Origin of the sequence: Nocardioides turkmenicus, assembly GCF_011045035.1 — a bacterium.
Classification (GTDB): domain Bacteria; phylum Actinomycetota; class Actinomycetes; order Propionibacteriales; family Nocardioidaceae; genus Nocardioides; species Nocardioides turkmenicus.
The window spans coordinates 1-15747 of the sequence record NZ_JAALAA010000009.1 but is presented as its reverse complement, the minus strand read 5'-3'; the positions used below and the strand labels follow the sequence as shown (position 1 = coordinate 15747).

At 70.3% G+C, this 15747-nt stretch carries 21 protein-coding genes; 8 read left to right on the top strand and 13 right to left on the bottom strand.

Features of this window, described 5'->3' with window-relative positions; translation table 11 throughout:
* Positions 1–15: 15 nt before the first annotated feature.
* On the bottom strand, positions 16–1029 hold the full coding sequence (locus G5C66_RS11950) for an AAA family ATPase (RefSeq protein WP_206444009.1): 1014 nt from the start codon (positions 1027–1029) through the stop codon (positions 16–18).
* Positions 1030–1220: 191 nt separating this feature from the next.
* Here G5C66_RS11950 and G5C66_RS11945 point away from each other — a divergent pair, with 191 nt between their 5' ends.
* The 3 genes from G5C66_RS11945 to G5C66_RS11935 all read left to right on the top strand — a co-directional run bounded on the left by G5C66_RS11945 (position 1221) and on the right by G5C66_RS11935 (position 3544).
* Complete coding sequence (locus G5C66_RS11945; protein ID WP_206444008.1) at positions 1221–1958, top strand: SDR family oxidoreductase; 738 nt, start codon at positions 1221–1223, stop codon at positions 1956–1958.
* Between the two features lie 31 nt (positions 1959–1989).
* Positions 1990–2880 carry an SDR family oxidoreductase gene (locus G5C66_RS11940; RefSeq protein WP_165111195.1) on the top strand — a complete coding sequence of 297 codons (891 nt, stop codon included), beginning with the start codon at positions 1990–1992 and terminating at the stop codon, positions 2878–2880.
* Positions 2881–2941: 61 nt separating this feature from the next.
* Positions 2942–3544, top strand: a complete 603-nt coding sequence (locus G5C66_RS11935) for a TetR/AcrR family transcriptional regulator (protein ID WP_165111194.1) — start codon at positions 2942–2944, stop codon at positions 3542–3544.
* A gap of 18 nt (positions 3545–3562) precedes the next feature.
* On the opposite strand, the gene G5C66_RS11930 is transcribed toward G5C66_RS11935, so the two are convergent.
* Positions 3563–4174 (bottom strand): alpha-ketoglutarate-dependent dioxygenase AlkB, encoded by a 612-nt coding sequence (locus G5C66_RS11930; RefSeq protein WP_165111193.1) that lies wholly within the window; start codon positions 4172–4174, stop codon positions 3563–3565.
* Positions 4175–4320: 146 nt separating this feature from the next.
* Here G5C66_RS11930 and G5C66_RS11925 point away from each other — a divergent pair, with 146 nt between their 5' ends.
* A complete protein-coding gene (locus tag G5C66_RS11925; protein ID WP_206444007.1) occupies positions 4321–5034 on the top strand; it encodes a GntR family transcriptional regulator in 714 nt (237 codons plus the stop codon).
* Positions 5035–5044: 10 nt separating this feature from the next.
* On the opposite strand, the gene G5C66_RS11920 is transcribed toward G5C66_RS11925, so the two are convergent.
* Complete coding sequence (locus tag G5C66_RS11920; protein WP_165111192.1) at positions 5045–5395, bottom strand: hypothetical protein; 351 nt, start codon at positions 5393–5395, stop codon at positions 5045–5047.
* Positions 5396–5466: 71 nt separating this feature from the next.
* On the opposite strand from G5C66_RS11920, the gene G5C66_RS11915 reads away from it, so the two are divergent.
* Positions 5467–5724, top strand: a complete 258-nt coding sequence (locus G5C66_RS11915; protein ID WP_165111191.1) for a DUF4031 domain-containing protein — start codon at positions 5467–5469, stop codon at positions 5722–5724.
* Here G5C66_RS11915 and G5C66_RS11910 read toward each other — a convergent pair.
* From G5C66_RS11910 to G5C66_RS11875, 8 genes are all read right to left on the bottom strand, one after another.
* On the bottom strand, positions 5721–6959 hold the full coding sequence (locus G5C66_RS11910; protein WP_165111190.1) for an MFS transporter: 1239 nt from the start codon (positions 6957–6959) through the stop codon (positions 5721–5723). The genes G5C66_RS11915 and G5C66_RS11910 overlap by 4 nt on opposite strands.
* Positions 6960–6999: 40 nt before the next feature.
* Complete coding sequence (locus G5C66_RS11905; protein ID WP_206444006.1) at positions 7000–7617, bottom strand: HD domain-containing protein; 618 nt, start codon at positions 7615–7617, stop codon at positions 7000–7002.
* Between the two features lie 17 nt (positions 7618–7634).
* Positions 7635–8831, bottom strand: a complete 1197-nt coding sequence (serA, locus tag G5C66_RS11900) for a phosphoglycerate dehydrogenase (protein WP_165111188.1) — start codon at positions 8829–8831, stop codon at positions 7635–7637.
* A gap of 74 nt (positions 8832–8905) precedes the next feature.
* The gene (locus tag G5C66_RS11895; RefSeq protein ID WP_241248458.1) at positions 8906–9754 is read right to left on the bottom strand and encodes a L,D-transpeptidase family protein; all 849 of its coding nucleotides are present in this window, start codon (positions 9752–9754) and stop codon (positions 8906–8908) included.
* 124 nt (positions 9755–9878) lie between these two features.
* Positions 9879–10535, bottom strand: coding sequence for an exonuclease domain-containing protein (locus tag G5C66_RS11890; RefSeq protein ID WP_165111186.1), 657 nt, complete (start codon positions 10533–10535; stop codon positions 9879–9881).
* Between the two features lie 59 nt (positions 10536–10594).
* Complete coding sequence (locus G5C66_RS11885; protein ID WP_165111185.1) at positions 10595–11005, bottom strand: hypothetical protein; 411 nt, start codon at positions 11003–11005, stop codon at positions 10595–10597.
* Between the two features lie 37 nt (positions 11006–11042).
* Entirely contained in the window at positions 11043–11348 is a 306-nt protein-coding gene (locus G5C66_RS11880) for a DUF2087 domain-containing protein (protein WP_206444005.1), read from the bottom strand.
* A 35-nt stretch (positions 11349–11383) separates the two neighbouring features.
* Positions 11384–11680, bottom strand: coding sequence for a DUF1905 domain-containing protein (locus G5C66_RS11875; protein WP_165111183.1), 297 nt, complete (start codon positions 11678–11680; stop codon positions 11384–11386).
* Between the two features lie 81 nt (positions 11681–11761).
* Between G5C66_RS11875 and G5C66_RS11870 the strand changes: the two genes are divergently transcribed.
* The 3 genes from G5C66_RS11870 to G5C66_RS11860 are packed head-to-tail and all read left to right on the top strand — an operon-like array spanning position 11762 to position 13157.
* Positions 11762–12223, top strand: coding sequence for a pyridoxamine 5'-phosphate oxidase family protein (locus G5C66_RS11870; protein WP_165111182.1), 462 nt, complete (start codon positions 11762–11764; stop codon positions 12221–12223).
* Positions 12213–12857: a hypothetical protein gene (locus G5C66_RS11865; protein ID WP_165111181.1), complete on the top strand. Its 645-nt coding sequence runs from the start codon at positions 12213–12215 to the stop codon at positions 12855–12857. The genes G5C66_RS11870 and G5C66_RS11865 overlap by 11 nt, the downstream gene beginning before the upstream one ends.
* Positions 12858–12899: 42 nt before the next feature.
* On the top strand, positions 12900–13157 hold the full coding sequence (locus G5C66_RS11860; RefSeq protein ID WP_165111180.1) for a hypothetical protein: 258 nt from the start codon (positions 12900–12902) through the stop codon (positions 13155–13157).
* A 7-nt stretch (positions 13158–13164) separates the two neighbouring features.
* On the opposite strand, the gene G5C66_RS11855 is transcribed toward G5C66_RS11860, so the two are convergent.
* Both G5C66_RS11855 and G5C66_RS11850 read right to left on the bottom strand, forming a co-directional pair.
* Positions 13165–14814 (bottom strand): DNA repair helicase XPB, encoded by a 1650-nt coding sequence (locus tag G5C66_RS11855; protein WP_165111179.1) that lies wholly within the window; start codon positions 14812–14814, stop codon positions 13165–13167.
* Between the two features lie 9 nt (positions 14815–14823).
* Positions 14824–15747, bottom strand: a 924-nt coding sequence (locus G5C66_RS11850) for a helicase-associated domain-containing protein (RefSeq protein ID WP_206444004.1), incomplete at its 5' end; no start/stop codon positions are given.

The following is a 15747-nucleotide window of genomic DNA, read 5'->3' as shown; positions in this document are numbered from 1 at the left end:
GGTCAGGGGATCGGCTCAGGGGCTGGGGACAGCGCGGACCAGCGCGTCGACCAGCATCTCCGGCTGGACCTTCTCGGCCAGCGCCTCGAAGCTGAGGTGGAGCCGGTGGCGCAGGATGCTGTGGCGCAGCTCGCGCACGTCCTCCGGGGTGACGTAGGAACGGCCGAGCAGCAGCGCGGCGGCACGCGACGCCTGCAGGAACGCGATCGAGGCACGCGGGGAGGCACCGATCTCGACGTAGGAGCCGGTCTCCGGCCCGAGCAGCTGGTGGGCGTTGCGGGTGGCCTGGACGAGGGCAACGATGTAGCGCTTGATCGCCGGGTCGACGTAGACCCGCTTGGTCAGCTCCTGGAGCCAGATCACGTCGTCGGGGTCGGCGACGGGGCGGGTCTCCTCGTGGTCGGGGCCGAGCGTGCCGGCCTCGATCCGCTCCAGGACGATGAGCTCCTCGCCGTCGCTGGGGTAGTTGACGATCTCCTTGAGCAGGAACCGGTCCATCTGGGCGTGGGGGAGGACGTAGGTGCCCTCCTCCTCGATCGGGTTCTGGGTGGCCAGCACCATGAACGGGCGCGGCAGCGGGTGGATGTGGCCGGCGATCGACGTCTGGCGCTCCTGCATCGCCTCGAGCATGGCGCTCTGGGTCTTGGCGGAGCTCCGGTTGATCTCGTCGAGCAGCACGAAGTTGGCATGAACCGGGCCGAGCTGGGTCTCGAACTCATGGTTGCGCTGGTCGTAGACCTGGGTGCCGATGATGTCGCTCGGCAGCAGGTCGGGCGTGCACTGGATGCGGGAGAACTTCGCCTTCACCGTCTGGCTCAGCGTGCTCGCGGCAAGCGTCTTGGCCAGCCCGGGCACGCTCTCGAGCAGCACGTGCCCCTCGGACAGGAGCGCGATCAGCAGTGCCGTCCTGAGCCGCTCCTGGCCGACCACACGGCTGCTGAAGGCGGTGCTGACCCGCCCGACGATCTCCTTCGCCCTGGCGATCTCCTCGGCGGAAGGCGGGGCGAGGGTTGGTGCGGTGGTGGTCAAGGCGGCTCCAGAGGCGTCGGCTGTCGGTCCCATCCTTTCCTACCAGCGTACGGAACGCATCTGGGGCCCACTCCACAGCCGGTTCCGTGAGCCGCCCGACCGGTGGCCGCGCGAAAACGTATGTGGACAAGACGTTCATATCTGTGGTTATATGGACACATCGTTCACATCGACTCCTGAAGGAGAGCATCATGACCACCACCAACACTCGTGTCGCGCTCGTCACCGGCGGTTCGGGAGGCATCGGCACGGCTGTCGTCGAGCGCCTGGTCCGCGACGGCTTCGCGGTCGCTGTCCACTACGCCGGCAACGCCGGCCGCGCCGAAGGGCTCGTCGCGGAGATCACCGCGGCAGGCGGCCAGGCGATCGCTGTCGGCGGTGACGTCGCGGACGAGGTCGCGATGGCTGCGGCCTTCGAGGCCACCACCGAATCGTTCGGCGGCATCGACGTCGTCGTCAACACCGCCGGGATCATGGCGCTGAGCCCGGTCGCGTCGCTGGACCTGGACGTACTCGACCGGATGCACCGCACCAACATCCGCGGCACCTTCGTCGTCTCGCAGCTCGCCGCGAACCAGGTCCGCGACGGCGGCGCCGTCATCAACTTCTCGACCTCGGTCAAGAAGGTCGCGCTGCCCGGATACGCCGCCTACACCGCGTCCAAGGGCGCTGTCGACGCGCTCACCATGGTGCTGGCCAAGGAGCTCGCGGGTCGCGACATCACCGTCAACGCGGTCGCGCCCGGCCCGGTCGCCACGCCGCTGTTCCTCGAGGGCAAGGACGAGGAGACCATCGAGCGGATGGCCAACATGAACCCGCTGCACCGGCTGGGCACGCCTGACGACATCGCCGAGGTGGTCGCCTTCCTCGCGGGCCCGTGCCGGTGGATCAACGGCCAGGTCGTGTACGCCAACGGCGGCATGGTCTGAGCCGGTCGGAGAGAGCAGGAAGGACATCGCCATGAACCAGATCGTCGTCATCACCGGAGCCTCGAGCGGCTTCGGTGCCCTGACCGCACGGGCGCTCGCGCGGACCGGGCAGACCGTCTACGCCGGGATGCGCGAGACCGGCGGCCGCAACGCCTCGGCGGTGCAGGCTGCGGCCGACTACTCGGTCGAGCACGGGGTCGACCTCCGGGCGATCGAGCTCGACGTCAACTCCCAGGACTCGGTCGACGCCGCCATCGCCCAGGTCGAGGCCGACCACGGCCGCATCGACGTCCTCATCCACAACGCCGGCCACATGGTCGTCGGCCCGACCGAAGCGTTCACCCCTGAGCAGCTGGCCGAGCTGTACGACGTCAACGTGCTCTCGACCCAGCGTGTGAACCGGGCGGTGCTGCCGGGCATGCGGGCCCGTGGCGCCGGTCTGGTGATGTGGGTGTCGAGCTCCTCGGTGAAGGGCGGCACGCCGCCCTACCTCGCCCCGTACTTCGCCGCCAAGGCCGGCATGGATTCCCTCGCGGTCTCCTATGCCGGCGAGCTGGCCCGCTGGGGTGTGGAGACGTCGATCATCGTGCCGGGCTCGTTCACCAGTGGCACGAATCATTTCGCGCACTCCGGACGGCCCGCCGACACCGCCGTCGAGGCGGCGTACGAGACGCGCTATGCCGGGCTCATGGGGCAGGTCGCCGAGAAGCTCGCCGCGCTGGCCCCGGCAGACGCGGACGCGTCGATGGTCTCCGACGAGATCGCTCGGATCGTGTCTCTCCCGGCCGGGGAGCGTCCGTTCCGGGTCCACATCGACCCGGCGGACGACGGCTCGGAGGAGGTGTCGGAGGTGGCCGACCGTGTCCGCCGCGAGTTTCTCGGGCGCGTGGGACTCGCCGATCTTCTCGCTGTCGCTCGGTGAGCCATCGCGCCGCTGACTCCTCATACACTGGCTCACCGATCACATCAGAAGGGGGCGGATCATGACCGCCGAGGACGTTCCGCCGCGCCGGGGACGAGGGCGTCGGCCTGCCGACGAGGTCCGGGCCGACATCCTCAGCACCACGGGGCAGCTGCTTCTCGAGGAGGGCATCGCCGACCTCACCTTCGACCGGATCGCCCGGCTCGCAGGCGTCAGCAAGACCACGCTCTACAAGTGGTGGCCGTCTCGGGGTGCGCTCGCTCTCGACGGATACTTCCATGCTGTCGAGGACACCCTGGCCTTCCCTGACACCGGCGACATCCGGGCCGACCTCGTCAGTCAGCTGCATGCCTTCGTCGCCCTGATGACCGAGACGGCCGGCGGTTCTGCGCTTCTCCAGCTGATCGGGGAGGCGCAGACCGACGCCGAGCTCGCGGCCTCCTATCGGGCGCTCTACTCGACCGAGCGCCGCCGTCTGGCCGTGGAACGCCTCACCCGGGCTCAGGAGGCCAGCCAGATCCGGCCCGACGTCGACGTACGAGTTCTCGTCGACCAGCTCTGGGGATCGGTCTATCACCGACTGCTCATCCCTGACGAGCCCGTCACCCCAGAGTTCGCCACGGCTCTGGTCGACAACATCATGGACGGTGTCGCGGGGGCCTGAGCGACGGCAGGCCCGGGGTCAGAAGACGTTGCGGGGGCGGAACTGCACCGAGATCCGGGGGCCGGCGGAGGAGACCTTGGGGATCGCGTGCTCCCAGGTGCGCTGGCAGGAGCCGCCCATGACGACGAGGTCGCCGTGGCCCATCTCGATGCTCATGCCCTTGCCGCCGCCGTGGGGGCGCAGCGCGAGACGGCGCGGGTCACCGACGGAGACGATCGCGACCATCGTGTCGTCGGTGCGCCCGCGGCCGATCTTGTCGCCGTGCCAGGCGACCGAGTCGTTGCCGTTGCGGTAGTAGCAGCAGCCGGCGGTCACGAACGGCTCGCCCAGCTCGGGCAGGTAGTGGGCGGTGAGCCGGCCGCGGGCCTCGGCGAGCCGCGGGTGGGGGAGCGGCTCGCCCTGGCCGTAGGTGTGGAGCAGTCGCGGCACGTCGACAACGCGGTCGTACATCTGCCGGCGTTCCTCGCGCCACGGGACGTCGTGGACCAGCGTCGCGAAGACGTCGTCGGGATCGGGCAGCCAGCCGCGGGCGATGTCCACCCAGGCTCCGCGGTCCAGATGGATCCGCTCGTAGGCCGGCTCGGTGGTCTCGTCGGCTGTGGGGGCGAAGAGGGTTCCCTGAAAGTCCACCCTCGCAGCATACCTCGCTATCGAACAAGTGTTCTAGCGAAAACCGGCCATCGTGTTTCGTTGCAGTTGGTCTGCCTCATCTCGCTGCAATGTCACAACTTGACGAAACTCGGGACGTACGCGAGGTGTACACCTACGCTCACCTCATGGTCCGGTCGGTCGAGGGTGAGCGGTCGCTCAAGCACGTCCAGATCAGGGAGTACGTCCGGGAGCTGGTCATCGGCGAGAGTCCCGGTGCGTCCGCGCCCTCGGAGCGCGAGCTGGTCCAGAAGTTCAGCGTCGCCCGCGCGACCGTGCGGCAGGCGCTCGACGCGCTCGTCGCCGAGGGTCTGCTGGTCCGGATCCCTGGCCGCGGGACGTTCGTGGCCCGCCCGCGGCGCGCGCAGAGCCCGGTGCTCGGGTTCAGCGAGGAGATGGCTCGCCGCGGGATGCAGGCCTCCTCCGAGACGCTGCTGCTCGGCCGCGAGAAGGCCGGCCCCACCATCGCCCGGGCGCTGGCGATCAAGGAGGGGGCGGCCGTCGTCCACTGGCGTCGGTTGCGCCGTGGCGACGGGGTGCCGATCTGCATCGAGGACGTCTACCTCGACGAGACGATCGTGCCCGGGATGCTCGAGCGCACCACGCCGACCAGCCTCTACGCCGAGCTGGCCACCCGGCACATGCGGCCGTCCTGGGTCGACGACACGTTCCGCGCGGACGTGGCCAACATCGAGGAGGCCACCCTGCTCGGGCTCTCGGTCGGCGTGCCCGTGCTCCGCCGGCAGCGGAAGTCGGTCGCGGGGGACCGCTACGTCGAGGTGTGCCGCTCCGTCTATCGCGCGGACCGCTACGCGCTGCACCTGCAGCTCGGCCCGTCCTGACGCGGTCGGCTCAGAGGTCACCGAGGGGTGCGATCACGTCGCCGCTCTCCTCGCAGACCCAGATCGGGTCCGGGCCGCCCAGGTCGGGGGTGATGTGGAGCGAGTGCACCGGAGCCTCGGGTGGACACGTCGTGCACACCGGCCAGCGCGCCGAGGCCTCACCGTCGAAGAGCAGGTCCTGGACGTCCTGGGCGACCAGGCCCGCGACGTACGCCTTGCCCTCGGGCCACTGCTCCACCCACCAGCCGCGCTCGGTCATCGCGTCCTCGAGGGCGGAGACGGCGGCGGCGCCGGCGAGTCCGCGGGCATCGAGGTCGTGGAGCACCCTCGCCCGAGCCTCGAACAGCACTGTCGTGTTCATCACCGACCATTCTTGCCCACCGGTCAAGAGTCGCCTGCGCCAACTCGTGGCGATCGCGGACAATCCTCTTTGTGATTCTGATCGACCCGCCGAACGTCCCCAGCCGCGGCCGGATGTGGTCGCACCTGGCCAGCGACACCTCCTACGAGGAGCTGCACGCGTTCGCGAGCCGGATGGGGATCCCGGCCCGCGGGTTCGACCGGGACCACTACGACGTGCCGGCTGAGGCGTACGACGACATGGTCGCCGCCGGTGCCGTCGAGGTGACCTCGCGGGTCCTGGTCTCCGCGCTCATCGCGGCCGGCCTGCGCCGCCGCAAGCGCCGTTAGGCGGCGAACTTCTCACCCGGCGTCGGCGACGCCTCCGCCGAGGGCTTCGACATCCGGCGCACGGTGAGCCAGATGGCCGCCGCGATCAGCAGGCCGAGCCCGCCGCCGAGGATGAACCCGCCCTGCCAGCCGACCAGGTCGATGGCGAACCCGGCGGTCGGCGCGCCGACGGCGCTGCCCAGCGTGATCGCCGAGCCGTGCCAGCCCATCACCTCGCCGCGTACGGTCGAGGGGACGCGGCTGGTGATCGCCTCCAGCGCGGCGGTGAGCGTCGGCGCGCAGAAGAAGCCGCTGAGCAGGAGCAGCGCGGCGAACGAGATCGGGCCCCAGGCGAACGCGGTCAGCACCGTGGTCGCACCCAGCAGCACGAGCATCACCGCCGCGGACGGGTGGCGGTTGAGCGCACCGTAGACGAGCGCGCCGACCAGCGAGCCGAGGGCCCAGATCGCCATCACCAGGCCGAGGAGGGTGGTGCGGTCGAAGTCGCGCATCGCGGCCACGGTGCCGAGGTCCTCGGCGATGAGGATGAGCGAGGCGGTGAAGGTGCCGGCGAGGAGGAGTACGACGCCGGGGCTGACCCAGGACGGGAGTGCGAAGCGGCGAGCCGGGACACTGAGGTCGCTGGGGGCCGCGTCGCTCGGCACGGTCGGCTCTCCCTCGGTGATGCTCGGGTTGAGCAGCCACAGCACGACGGCCGCGGCGATCCCGAGCCACTGGGTCACCAGCAGCGCCCAGGAGGTGCCGAGGTAGCTGGCGCTGAGCACGCCGATCACCGGGCCGACCATGAAGGCCATCTCGGTCATGATCGCGTCGGCGCTGAGCGCCGCGGTGCGCTGCCCTGGCTGGACCGAGCGAAGCACCACCTGGCGCACGATCGACCAGGACGGCACGGTGAAGAGACCTGCGACCGCGATCAGGGCGATCAGCGGAAGGTAGCCGACCCAGGGAGCGATCGACCAGGCGATCGGGAGGATCGCCAGCGGCAGCAGGAGCGTACGCCGCAGGCCGAGGCGGTCGAGGAGACGGCCGAGCCAGGGCGCGGAGATCGCCATCGCGATCGCGAGCACCGTCGAGACCAGGCCGGCCTCGGCGTAGGAGCGGTCCAGCGGGCCGACCACGTGAAGGGTGACGATGACCGAGGACGCCGGCATCGGGATCCGCAGGAACAGACCCAGCACGAGGATGCGGCGAACGTCGGGAATCCGCCACAGCTCGGCGTACGTCTGGAAGCTCACCGACGGATTCTGTCACCCCTGCGGGGTATCGAACGAATTGTTATCGATCGGGTGACAGGTATGAGTTGAGCGCCTCCAGCTCGGCCGCGATGTTGGCCCGCGCGGCGGCCTCCCAGCTGATCCTGGCGAAGGGGGTCGAGAAGAGCGACTCCTTCTCCAGCAGCCGTTCCAGGACCTGGGCTCGGCCGACGCGGAACTCCTCGTCGGAGAGGTGCTTGTACTCCTCGCGGACGGTCGCGGAGTACTCCGCGTAGCGCTCCGCGGGAGCCGCCAGGATCGCCAGATCGGCGTCGGAGAGCACCCGGCCGCTGTGGTCGTCCGGCTCCGGGTCGTGGGTCTCGGTCAGCCGCACCAGGCGGGCGACCTCGGCCACCGTGTCCGCGTCCAGGTGAGCGGCCAGGGCGTCCTCGGCCCAGCTCGCCGAGCGCTCCTCGGCGTCCCGCTCCCCGTCGTAGACGGAGTCGTGGAAGAAGGCCGCCAGGGTGACCGTCAGCGGGTCGAAGCGCTCCCCCTCCTCCTGCAGCTCCTCGATCCGGTCCAGCACCTCGGAGAGGTGCCGGCGGTCGTGGTAGCGGCGGGTCGGCTCGTCGTACGCCGCCAGAAGCTCACCGAGAAGGTCGGTCGCCTCTGGCAGCGGCCAATGTCGGGGGAGGTCCATGGGCCAGAACGCTAGCGTCACGCGTGGTAGGCGCGCACCCACCTGGTGTGCGGGTTGCCCGCGATCTTGTCCAGGGTCGTCGGCGGCACGCTGGTCGCGTCGGTGACCACGAAGCCGGTCTCGCCGGCGGTGGCGAGGTACTGACCGGTCACGTTGACGCCCTCGGAGGCGAGCAGGGCGTTGAGCTCGGCGAGCACGCCCGGGACGCTGTCGTGGAGCAGCGCGAGGCGCGCGCCCGCACCCAGCGGCGGCGGCTGGACGGCCGGCAGGTTGACGCTGAGCGCGGTGGATCCGGAGCGGATGAAGTCGCGCAGCTTGCCGGAGACGAACCAGCCGATCTCCTCCTGTGCCTCCTGCGTGGAGCCGCCCACATGGGGGGTCAGGATGACGTTGTCGAGACCCTGCAGCGGGCTCTCGAAGGGGTCGCCCTGGGCCTTGGGCTCGATCGGGAAGACGTCGAGCGCGGCACCGGCGATGTGGCCGGACTCGATGTGCTTGCGCAGCGCGTCGTTGTCGACGAGGAAGCCACGCGCGGCGTTGATGAACAGGCTCCGCGGCTTCATCTTGGCGAACTGCTCCTCGCCGAACATGCCCAGGTTGCCCGGGCGTCCGTCGATGTGGATGGAGACCACGTCGGCCTCCTCCAGGAGCGCGTCGAGCGACTTCATCCGGCGCGCGTTGCCGTGGGCCAGCCGGTCGGCGATGTCGTAGAAGATGACGTACATGCCCAGCGCCTCGGCGACGTTGGACAGCTGGGTGCCGATGTTGCCGTAGCCGATGATGCCGAGCGTGCGGCCGCGGACCTCGTGGGAGCCCTTCGCGGACTTGTCCCAGACGCCGGCGTGCATCTTCTCGGTCTTCTCCGGCAGCCGCCGGGCCAGGGAGATGATGTAGCCGATGACCAGCTCGACGACCGAGCGGGTGTTGGAGTAGGGCGCGTTGAAGACGGCGACGCCGCGCTCGGCGGCGGTGACCAGGTCGACCTGGTTGGTGCCGATGCAGAAGCAGCCGATCGCCTTGAGGTCGGTGGCCGCGTCGAGCACCCGCGGGGTGATGTGGGTGTTGGAGCGGATACCGAGCAGGGTCACGCCCGGAAGGGCCTCCACCAGCTCGTCCTCGGAGAGGGACTTGCTCCGCAGCTCGACCTCGAATCCGGCCTTCTCGAGGTTCTCGACAGCGACGGGATGGATGTTCTCCAGGAGCAGCGCCTTCATGGCTCAAGCCTAAGGCGCGCGAGGTACGCCTCCTCAATCGTGCCCGAGGGCCGGACCGCGGTCCGTGGCGGTCCTCAGGACCAGTAGACGACGACCCCGTCGCCGATGTTCACCTGGTCGTAGAGGGAGGTGATGGCACCGTAGTCGCGTACGTTCACACAGCCGTGGGAGGCGCCGTTGTAGCCGTTGGCGGCGAAGTCGGGGGAGTAGTGGACCGCCTGGCCACCGGAGAAGAACATCGCGAACGGCATCGGGGTCTTGTAGATGGAGGAGACGTGGTCGCGGCTCTTGGCGAAGACGGAGAACTGGCCCTCGCGGGTCGGCAGCTCCTGCGAGCCGAATCGCACCTCGACGCTCATCTGCACGGTGCCGCCGACGACCCAGCGCAGCACCGAGGTCGACTTGTCGATGCACATCACCCGGCCGGTCAGGCAGCGCGGATCGAGCTTGCCCTCGGGGACCGGCGGCGGCGCGTTGGTCAGCTCGGCCTCGGTCGGCTCGCGGGTCATCGCGTACAGCCGGTCGAGGGTCGTCTGGTCCACGAAGCCGGTGACCGCGATGCCGCGCTTGGCCTGGAACCCGGAGACGGCCTCGGTGGTGACGTTGCCGTAGAACCCGGTCACGCCCGCGTTGAACCATCCGATCTGCTTCAGGCGCGCCTGCAGGTCACGTACGTCGTCGCCGCTGTCGCCCTTGCCGAACAGTCGCGGGCCCGAGGTGGGGGACGGCTTCGGCTTGGGCTTCGGCTTCGCGCTGGGGCTCGGTGTCGGCGTGGCGCTCGGGGAGTCGCTCGCCGAGGGGGAGGCGGCGGCCGGCGAGGCGGTCTCGGGTGCCGGCGCGGCCGCCGGCTCCGTGGCGCATGCCGCGAACGTGGTTGCCAGCAGGGCCACCAGCGCTCCCGCGGTGATTCCTCGTCTGACCATCTTCTTCGCCTCGCTCCGGACCATGGCCCTTCGAGGTTAGATCGGGCCGACGACATACTGATGCCCGAACCGGCCCATCCGGTTGCATATCTCCGGGAAATGTCCCGGCTGGTGGGACGATCTCTCAGCGAGCCGGTGGCGCGAAGCGGCTGAACCAGCGGCGCACGGTCCGCTTCAGCCGGTGTCGCGTGCTGTTGCACGCGACCAGCGGCAGCGTGAGGCCGACTCGGTCGGCGTCGGCCAGCTCCCGCAGCAGGATCTCGGCGGCCACCCGGGTGTCGTCGCCGGCGTCGTGGGCCTTCATCTGCTCCACCGCGTAGTAGGCGGCGATGGTGGCCAACGACTTGTCGGGCACGTCCAGGGCGAGCGCCTTCGCGAACCGCATCGTGCACAACCAGTCCAGGACCTCGAGCCGTACGCCGGCGCGGTCGGACTCCACGGCCACGAAGGCCCAGTCGAACGGCGCGTTGTGGGCCACGAAGACCCGTCCGGCGAGGCGCTGGGCGATCGTCGCGGCGACGTCGCGGAACGGTGGGGCGCCGGCCAGGTCGGCACTGGTCAGACCGTGGACCTCGACCGGCCCCGGGTCGACGCCGGCGCCCGGGTTGACCAGCGTCTCCCACTCCGACTCGGGTTTGCCGTCGGCGGAGATCTGCCGGATCGCCACCTGGATCACGCGGTCGCGGTAGGGGTCGAGCCCGGTCGTCTCGACGTCGAGGACCGCGTAGCCCCGTCGGTTGCCCCGGGCTTCGCTTCGGCCGCGCGATTCGGTGGTGGTCACAGTGCTGACGGTATCGGTGAGCACCGACACTCTTTTCGGGCCGTCAGGTCGCTGGATCGTCAGACCGTCAGCGCAATGATGCCGGCGATGACGAGAACCACGACCACCAGCACGGCGACCAGCGCGAGCACGCCCGGCTTCTTCTGCTTGACGTGCCCGATCGCGCCCTTCTGGAACGTGGTGGCCGGCGCGGCGTAGAAGACCGGGACGGTCTGGCCCTCGGCGACGTCGAAGCTCAGCGACGCCTTGCCGAACTTCCAGGTCCACTGGGTGTACATGTCGACGTTCCAGTGTCCCGGCGGCACCGGGAAGACGTTGCGGCCGTACTGGGTCGGCATCTGGTGGCCGTTGAGCAGCACCGTCGGCACGATCAGGTTCGAGGTCATGTGGCTGCCCTGGATCGTCAGGTCGATCCACCCCACGGGCGGCTGTCCGGGCGTTGGCTGGCCCGACTGGTCCGGCATCGTCATGGGGCGAATCATGCCCGATCCGGTCGGTGGTGGCGGGTCAGATGTCGACGCTGCCGCCGGAGCGCCAGTAGTAGCCGCCCTCGCGCATCATGAACCCTTCCTCGTAGAGGTAGCGGCGCAGCGCGGCGACGTCGTCGTGGAACCGGCCCAGGATCTCGTTGACCTCGCGCTCGGGGTAGACGTGGCCGAGCTCGAAGGACTGCGCGAGCTGGTTGAGCACGACCAGCTTCTTGACGTGCTTCGACGGGATCGTCAGCAGCCGCCCGTCCTTGCCGAAGAACCGTCTCAGGGTCTCGGCGTCGTCGGGTCGGGGCTGCCAGGTCGCGCGGGTCACGCCTTCCATCGTGCTCCGGCCGGCCGGTCCGGCGCCACCGGGTTTCAGACGAGGGTGATCGAGACGAGGGCGCGGTCGCCGACCTGGAGGTCCTCCTTGCGGCGTACGGCCTTCTTGATCGGCAGCGCATAGCCGTCCTGGCCCGGGAAGACCGAGGTCCTCCAGATGGTGGTGCCGATCCGGGCCTCGACCCGCACCGACCCGAAGCCGCGGGGCGGGCCGGTCGCGATCGACGCCTCCCGGATCTCCTCGGTGACCTCGGGCGGCGCGGTCACGAAGATCCAGGCATCGGTCTCGCCCTTCCATGGCCACAGCTCGGCCTCGAACTCCCAGGTCTCCATGCGCCCATCCTCCTCCAGGACCCTCCAGAACCCTCCGGAAAGCCGTAGGTCGCCCGCTCGGTCGGCGACTAGGGTGCGGCCATGGCTGCCCCTCGCTCCCTCGACCAGAGACTCGCCGACACCCGTGCCCGTCTGGAGAACGACGTCGATCTCTGGATCGCGTCGGCGCACGACGACCAGCCCTGGCTGGTGCCGATCTCGTTCGTGTGGTGGGAGGGCGAGATCTGGATCGCGAGCATGGGCGGGGCGCGGACGCAGCGGAACCTCTCCGCCTCTCCCGCGGTGCGCCTGGGGCTGGGCGAGCTGCGCGACGTGGTGATCATCGACGGTCGTGCCGAGGTCTTGCCGATGGACGGGACGCCGAAGGAGGTGCTCGACATCTATGCGGCCAAGCAGGGCGGCGACCCGAGCCGGTGGGCCGACAGCCTGATCCGGGTCAGGCCGACGAAGGTGCAGGCCTGGCGTGAGGAGAACGAGCTGGAGGGCCGTCACTTGATGCGCGACGGCCGCTGGCTGGACGAGGGTGGGTCGGATGGGAGCTGAGCTGAGCGAGGACACCTTCCGCGCGCTCGCCCGGTCGTCGCCGTGGCGCTTCAGCACGCTCCACTTCACCTGGCCGACGGGGGCGGACGGGGACGTCGAGTGCTGGCTGAGCCGGCCCGGACGACTGCGGGTCCGCGACGCCCGCGGCGAACGCGTCGTCCGGGAGGAGGCGAGCACTCCTCCGGAGCCGGTCCTGCGCGCCGACGGCCTCGTGGCGAGCCGACCGCGGGCCTACACCCACGACATCGACGACCCGATGTGGGACAACTACGTGTTCGTGTCGATGCTCGACCCGGAGGAGCTGTCGGAGGACGTGACCTTGAGCGACCTGCGCTCGGAGGCGCTCGGCGGCCGGGAGACCTGGTGGGCGCGGGCCGTGCCAGGGAAGGGGTATGAGCCGCGGTGCGGCTGCTGCCCGCTGCTGTGGTCGCGGGTCAGCGACTGGTTCGAGTACGGCGACGGCGCCCCGGGCTGGGAGCCGCCGGCGGGGACGGTCTACCCGGAGGCGTACGACGTCGCGCTGGACGTCGCGACCGGCATCGTGGTGCGGCTGAGCCCGGTCGGCGGCTCGCGATCCGATCTCGGGTTCGAGACCACGATCCACGAGGCAGAAATGTCGGTGCCCTCTGCTTAGGTGGTGACGAGGACGACATCCGATCCAGACGGAGGAGATGTCATGACCATCAGCACGACCATCGATGAGGAGATCGAGCAGCTCGAGGAGGAGCTCGGCGAACCGCCTGCCTGTGAGTGCAGCTGCGGCAGTCCGGACAGCGACGCGGAGCCTTGTGGCGAGGCCGCGGCGTACGCCGTGACCGTGCTCTGTCCCGACGACCGCTGCACCCACACCTATCTGCTCTGCCAGGAGTGCCGGGACCTGTGGGTCGCGAGCTGTCCGCCACCCCATCAGCTGCGCGTCGTGGCGCTGGGCTGAGATGCGATCAGGAGGGGAGATCGTCGAGGGAGTCGGCATCGACGATCCGGTACGCATAGCCCTGCTCGGCCAGGAAGCGCTGGCGGTTCTGGGCGAAGTCGGCGTCGATGGTGTCGCGGGAGACGATCGTGAAGAAGTGCGCGGTCTTGTTGCCGTCGCCGGGCCGAAGCAGCCGGCCGAGCCGCTGGGCCTCCTCCTGGCGGGAGCCAAAGGCGCCGGAGACCTGGATCGCGACCTCCGCCGAGGGCAGGTCGATGGAGAAGTTGGCGACCTTGGAGACGACCAGCAGGTCGATGTCGCCGGAGCGGAAGGCGTCGAAGAGGCGCTGACGCTCCTTGACCGACGTCTTGCCCTCGATCACCGGGGCGTCGAGCGCGGCGGCGATCTCGTCGAGCTGCTCGAGATACTGCCCGATCACGAGCGTCGGCTTGCCGGCGTGGGAGGCGACGATCTCCTTGACCACGTCGATCTTGTGGTGCGTGCACGAGGCGATCCGGTAGCGCTCGTCCGGCTCGCCGGTGGCATAGACGAGCCGCTCGTCGGCGGGCAGCGTCACCCGCACCTCGACGCAGTCGGCCGGAGCGATCCAGCCCTGCGCCTCGATGTCCTTCCAGGGAGCGTCGTAGCGCTTGGGCCCGATCAGGGAGAACACGTCACCCTCGCGCCCGTCCTCACGCACCAGCGTGGCGGTCAGGCCGAGCCGGCGGCGCGCCTGCAGGTCGGCGGTCATCCGGAAGATCGGAGCGGGAAGGAGGTGCACCTCGTCGTAGACCACCAGCCCCCAGTCGCGGGCATCGAGCAGCTCCAGGTGCGGGTAGGCGCCCTTCCGGCGCGTGGTCAGCACCTGGTAGGTGGCGATCGTGACCGGCCGGATCTCCTTGACCGAGCCCGAGTATTCGCCGATCTCGTCGGGGGTCAGTGAGGTGCGGCGTACGAGCTCGTCCTTCCACTGGCGCGCGGAGACGGTGTTGGTGACGAGGATCAGCGTGGTCGCCTGGGCGTGCGCCATGGCGGCAGCGCCCACCAGCGTCTTGCCGGCGCCGCACGGGAGCACGACGACCCCGGAGCCGCCGTGCCAGAACGACTCGGCCGCCTCCGACTGGTAGGGACGGAGGTTCCAGTCGGTGGTGTCGAGCGCGATCGGGTGCGCCTCACCGTCGACGTAGCCCGCGTAGTCCTCGGCCGGCCAGCCGAGCTTGAGCAGCGCCTGCTTGAGGTTGCCGCGCTCGGAGGGGTGGACGACGACGGTGTCCTCGTCGAGCCGCTCGCCCAGCATCCCGGCGACCTTCTTCGCCCGGACGACCTCCTCCAGCACCGCGCGGTCGGAGGAGACCAGCACCAGTCCGTTGGCCGGGTTCTTCTCGAGCCGCAGCCGGCCGTAGCGCGCCATCGTCTCGGCGACGTCGACCAGGAGGGAGTGAGGGACGGGATAGCGCGAGAACTCCAGCAGCGTGTCCACCACCTGCTCGGCATCGTGGCCGGCGGCGCGTGCGTTCCACAGCCCCAGCGGGGTGAGGCGGTAGGTGTGGATGTGCTCCGGCGAGCGCTCCAGCTCGGCGAACGGCGCGATCGCCTTGCGGCACTCGCATGCCCGGGCATGGTCGATCTCGAGCAGGAGCGTCTTGTCCGACTGGACGATCAGGGGGCCGTCGTTCACCGCACCAGCCTACGGTTGCGCCGGTCGCACACCTCGAACGCGGGAGAGCGCGAAGGACCGTACGTCGTCCTCGACCCGGGCGGTGAGCGAACCGCCGTCGAGCCCCAGCGGCTCGACGCGCGCCTCGGCGGCGACCCCGCGGCCGTCGACGTAGGAGATCACCACCTGCTCCTTGGCGTCGATGGCCTCGTGGAGGACCGCCATGGTCGAGGCCGGCTCGGCGGACGCTGGGGCGGGTGGCGCCGGGCGGGACGCCGCCGTCTCGTCGCCCGCCTTGATCCTCGTCGCCACCGCGGCGGCGCGCGCGGCGAGGTGAGCCTCCTGGGCACCTGCCGGGCGCTGAGCGTTGCGGGTCTTGGCGCGTCTGGCGTCCGGACGCGCCACGTGGACCGACCCGTCGGGCGCCTCGACGACCGGAGCCAGGCCGAGCTCGCGGAGCCGGGGGAGGAGCGAGTCGAGCGCGACCGTGCTGACGACCACCGTCGGCGCCAGCCGGCGCAGACCCAGGGACTCGGCCGCCGGGTGAGCCAGCAGCTCGGCCAGCGCGGCCTCGTCGTCGCTGCGGAGATAGGCGGCGGCGAAGCCGACCCGCACGGTCCCGAACGTACGCGCGGTGTCGTCGACCAGGTAGGTCAGCGCCTGCGGGACCGGGGTGCGCGACGCCGCGGTGAGGAAGGCGTGGATCTCGGTGGCGGTCCAGCCGCGGTCCATCGCCCGGCGCACCGACTCCTTGGTGAACCGGTAGACCGTCGCCCCGCCGTGCGACTCCACGGTCGCGACGACGGCCAGCGTGCGGGCCAGCGCGGGCTCCAGCGGCCCCGGGGCGACCGCGGTCAGGTCGCCCTGCAGCAGCACGTGGCCGACCGGCTCCGGCAGCAGCTCCGCCAGGACCGGGACCGGGTCCTCGCCCGCCACCAGCCCCCGCCCGTACGC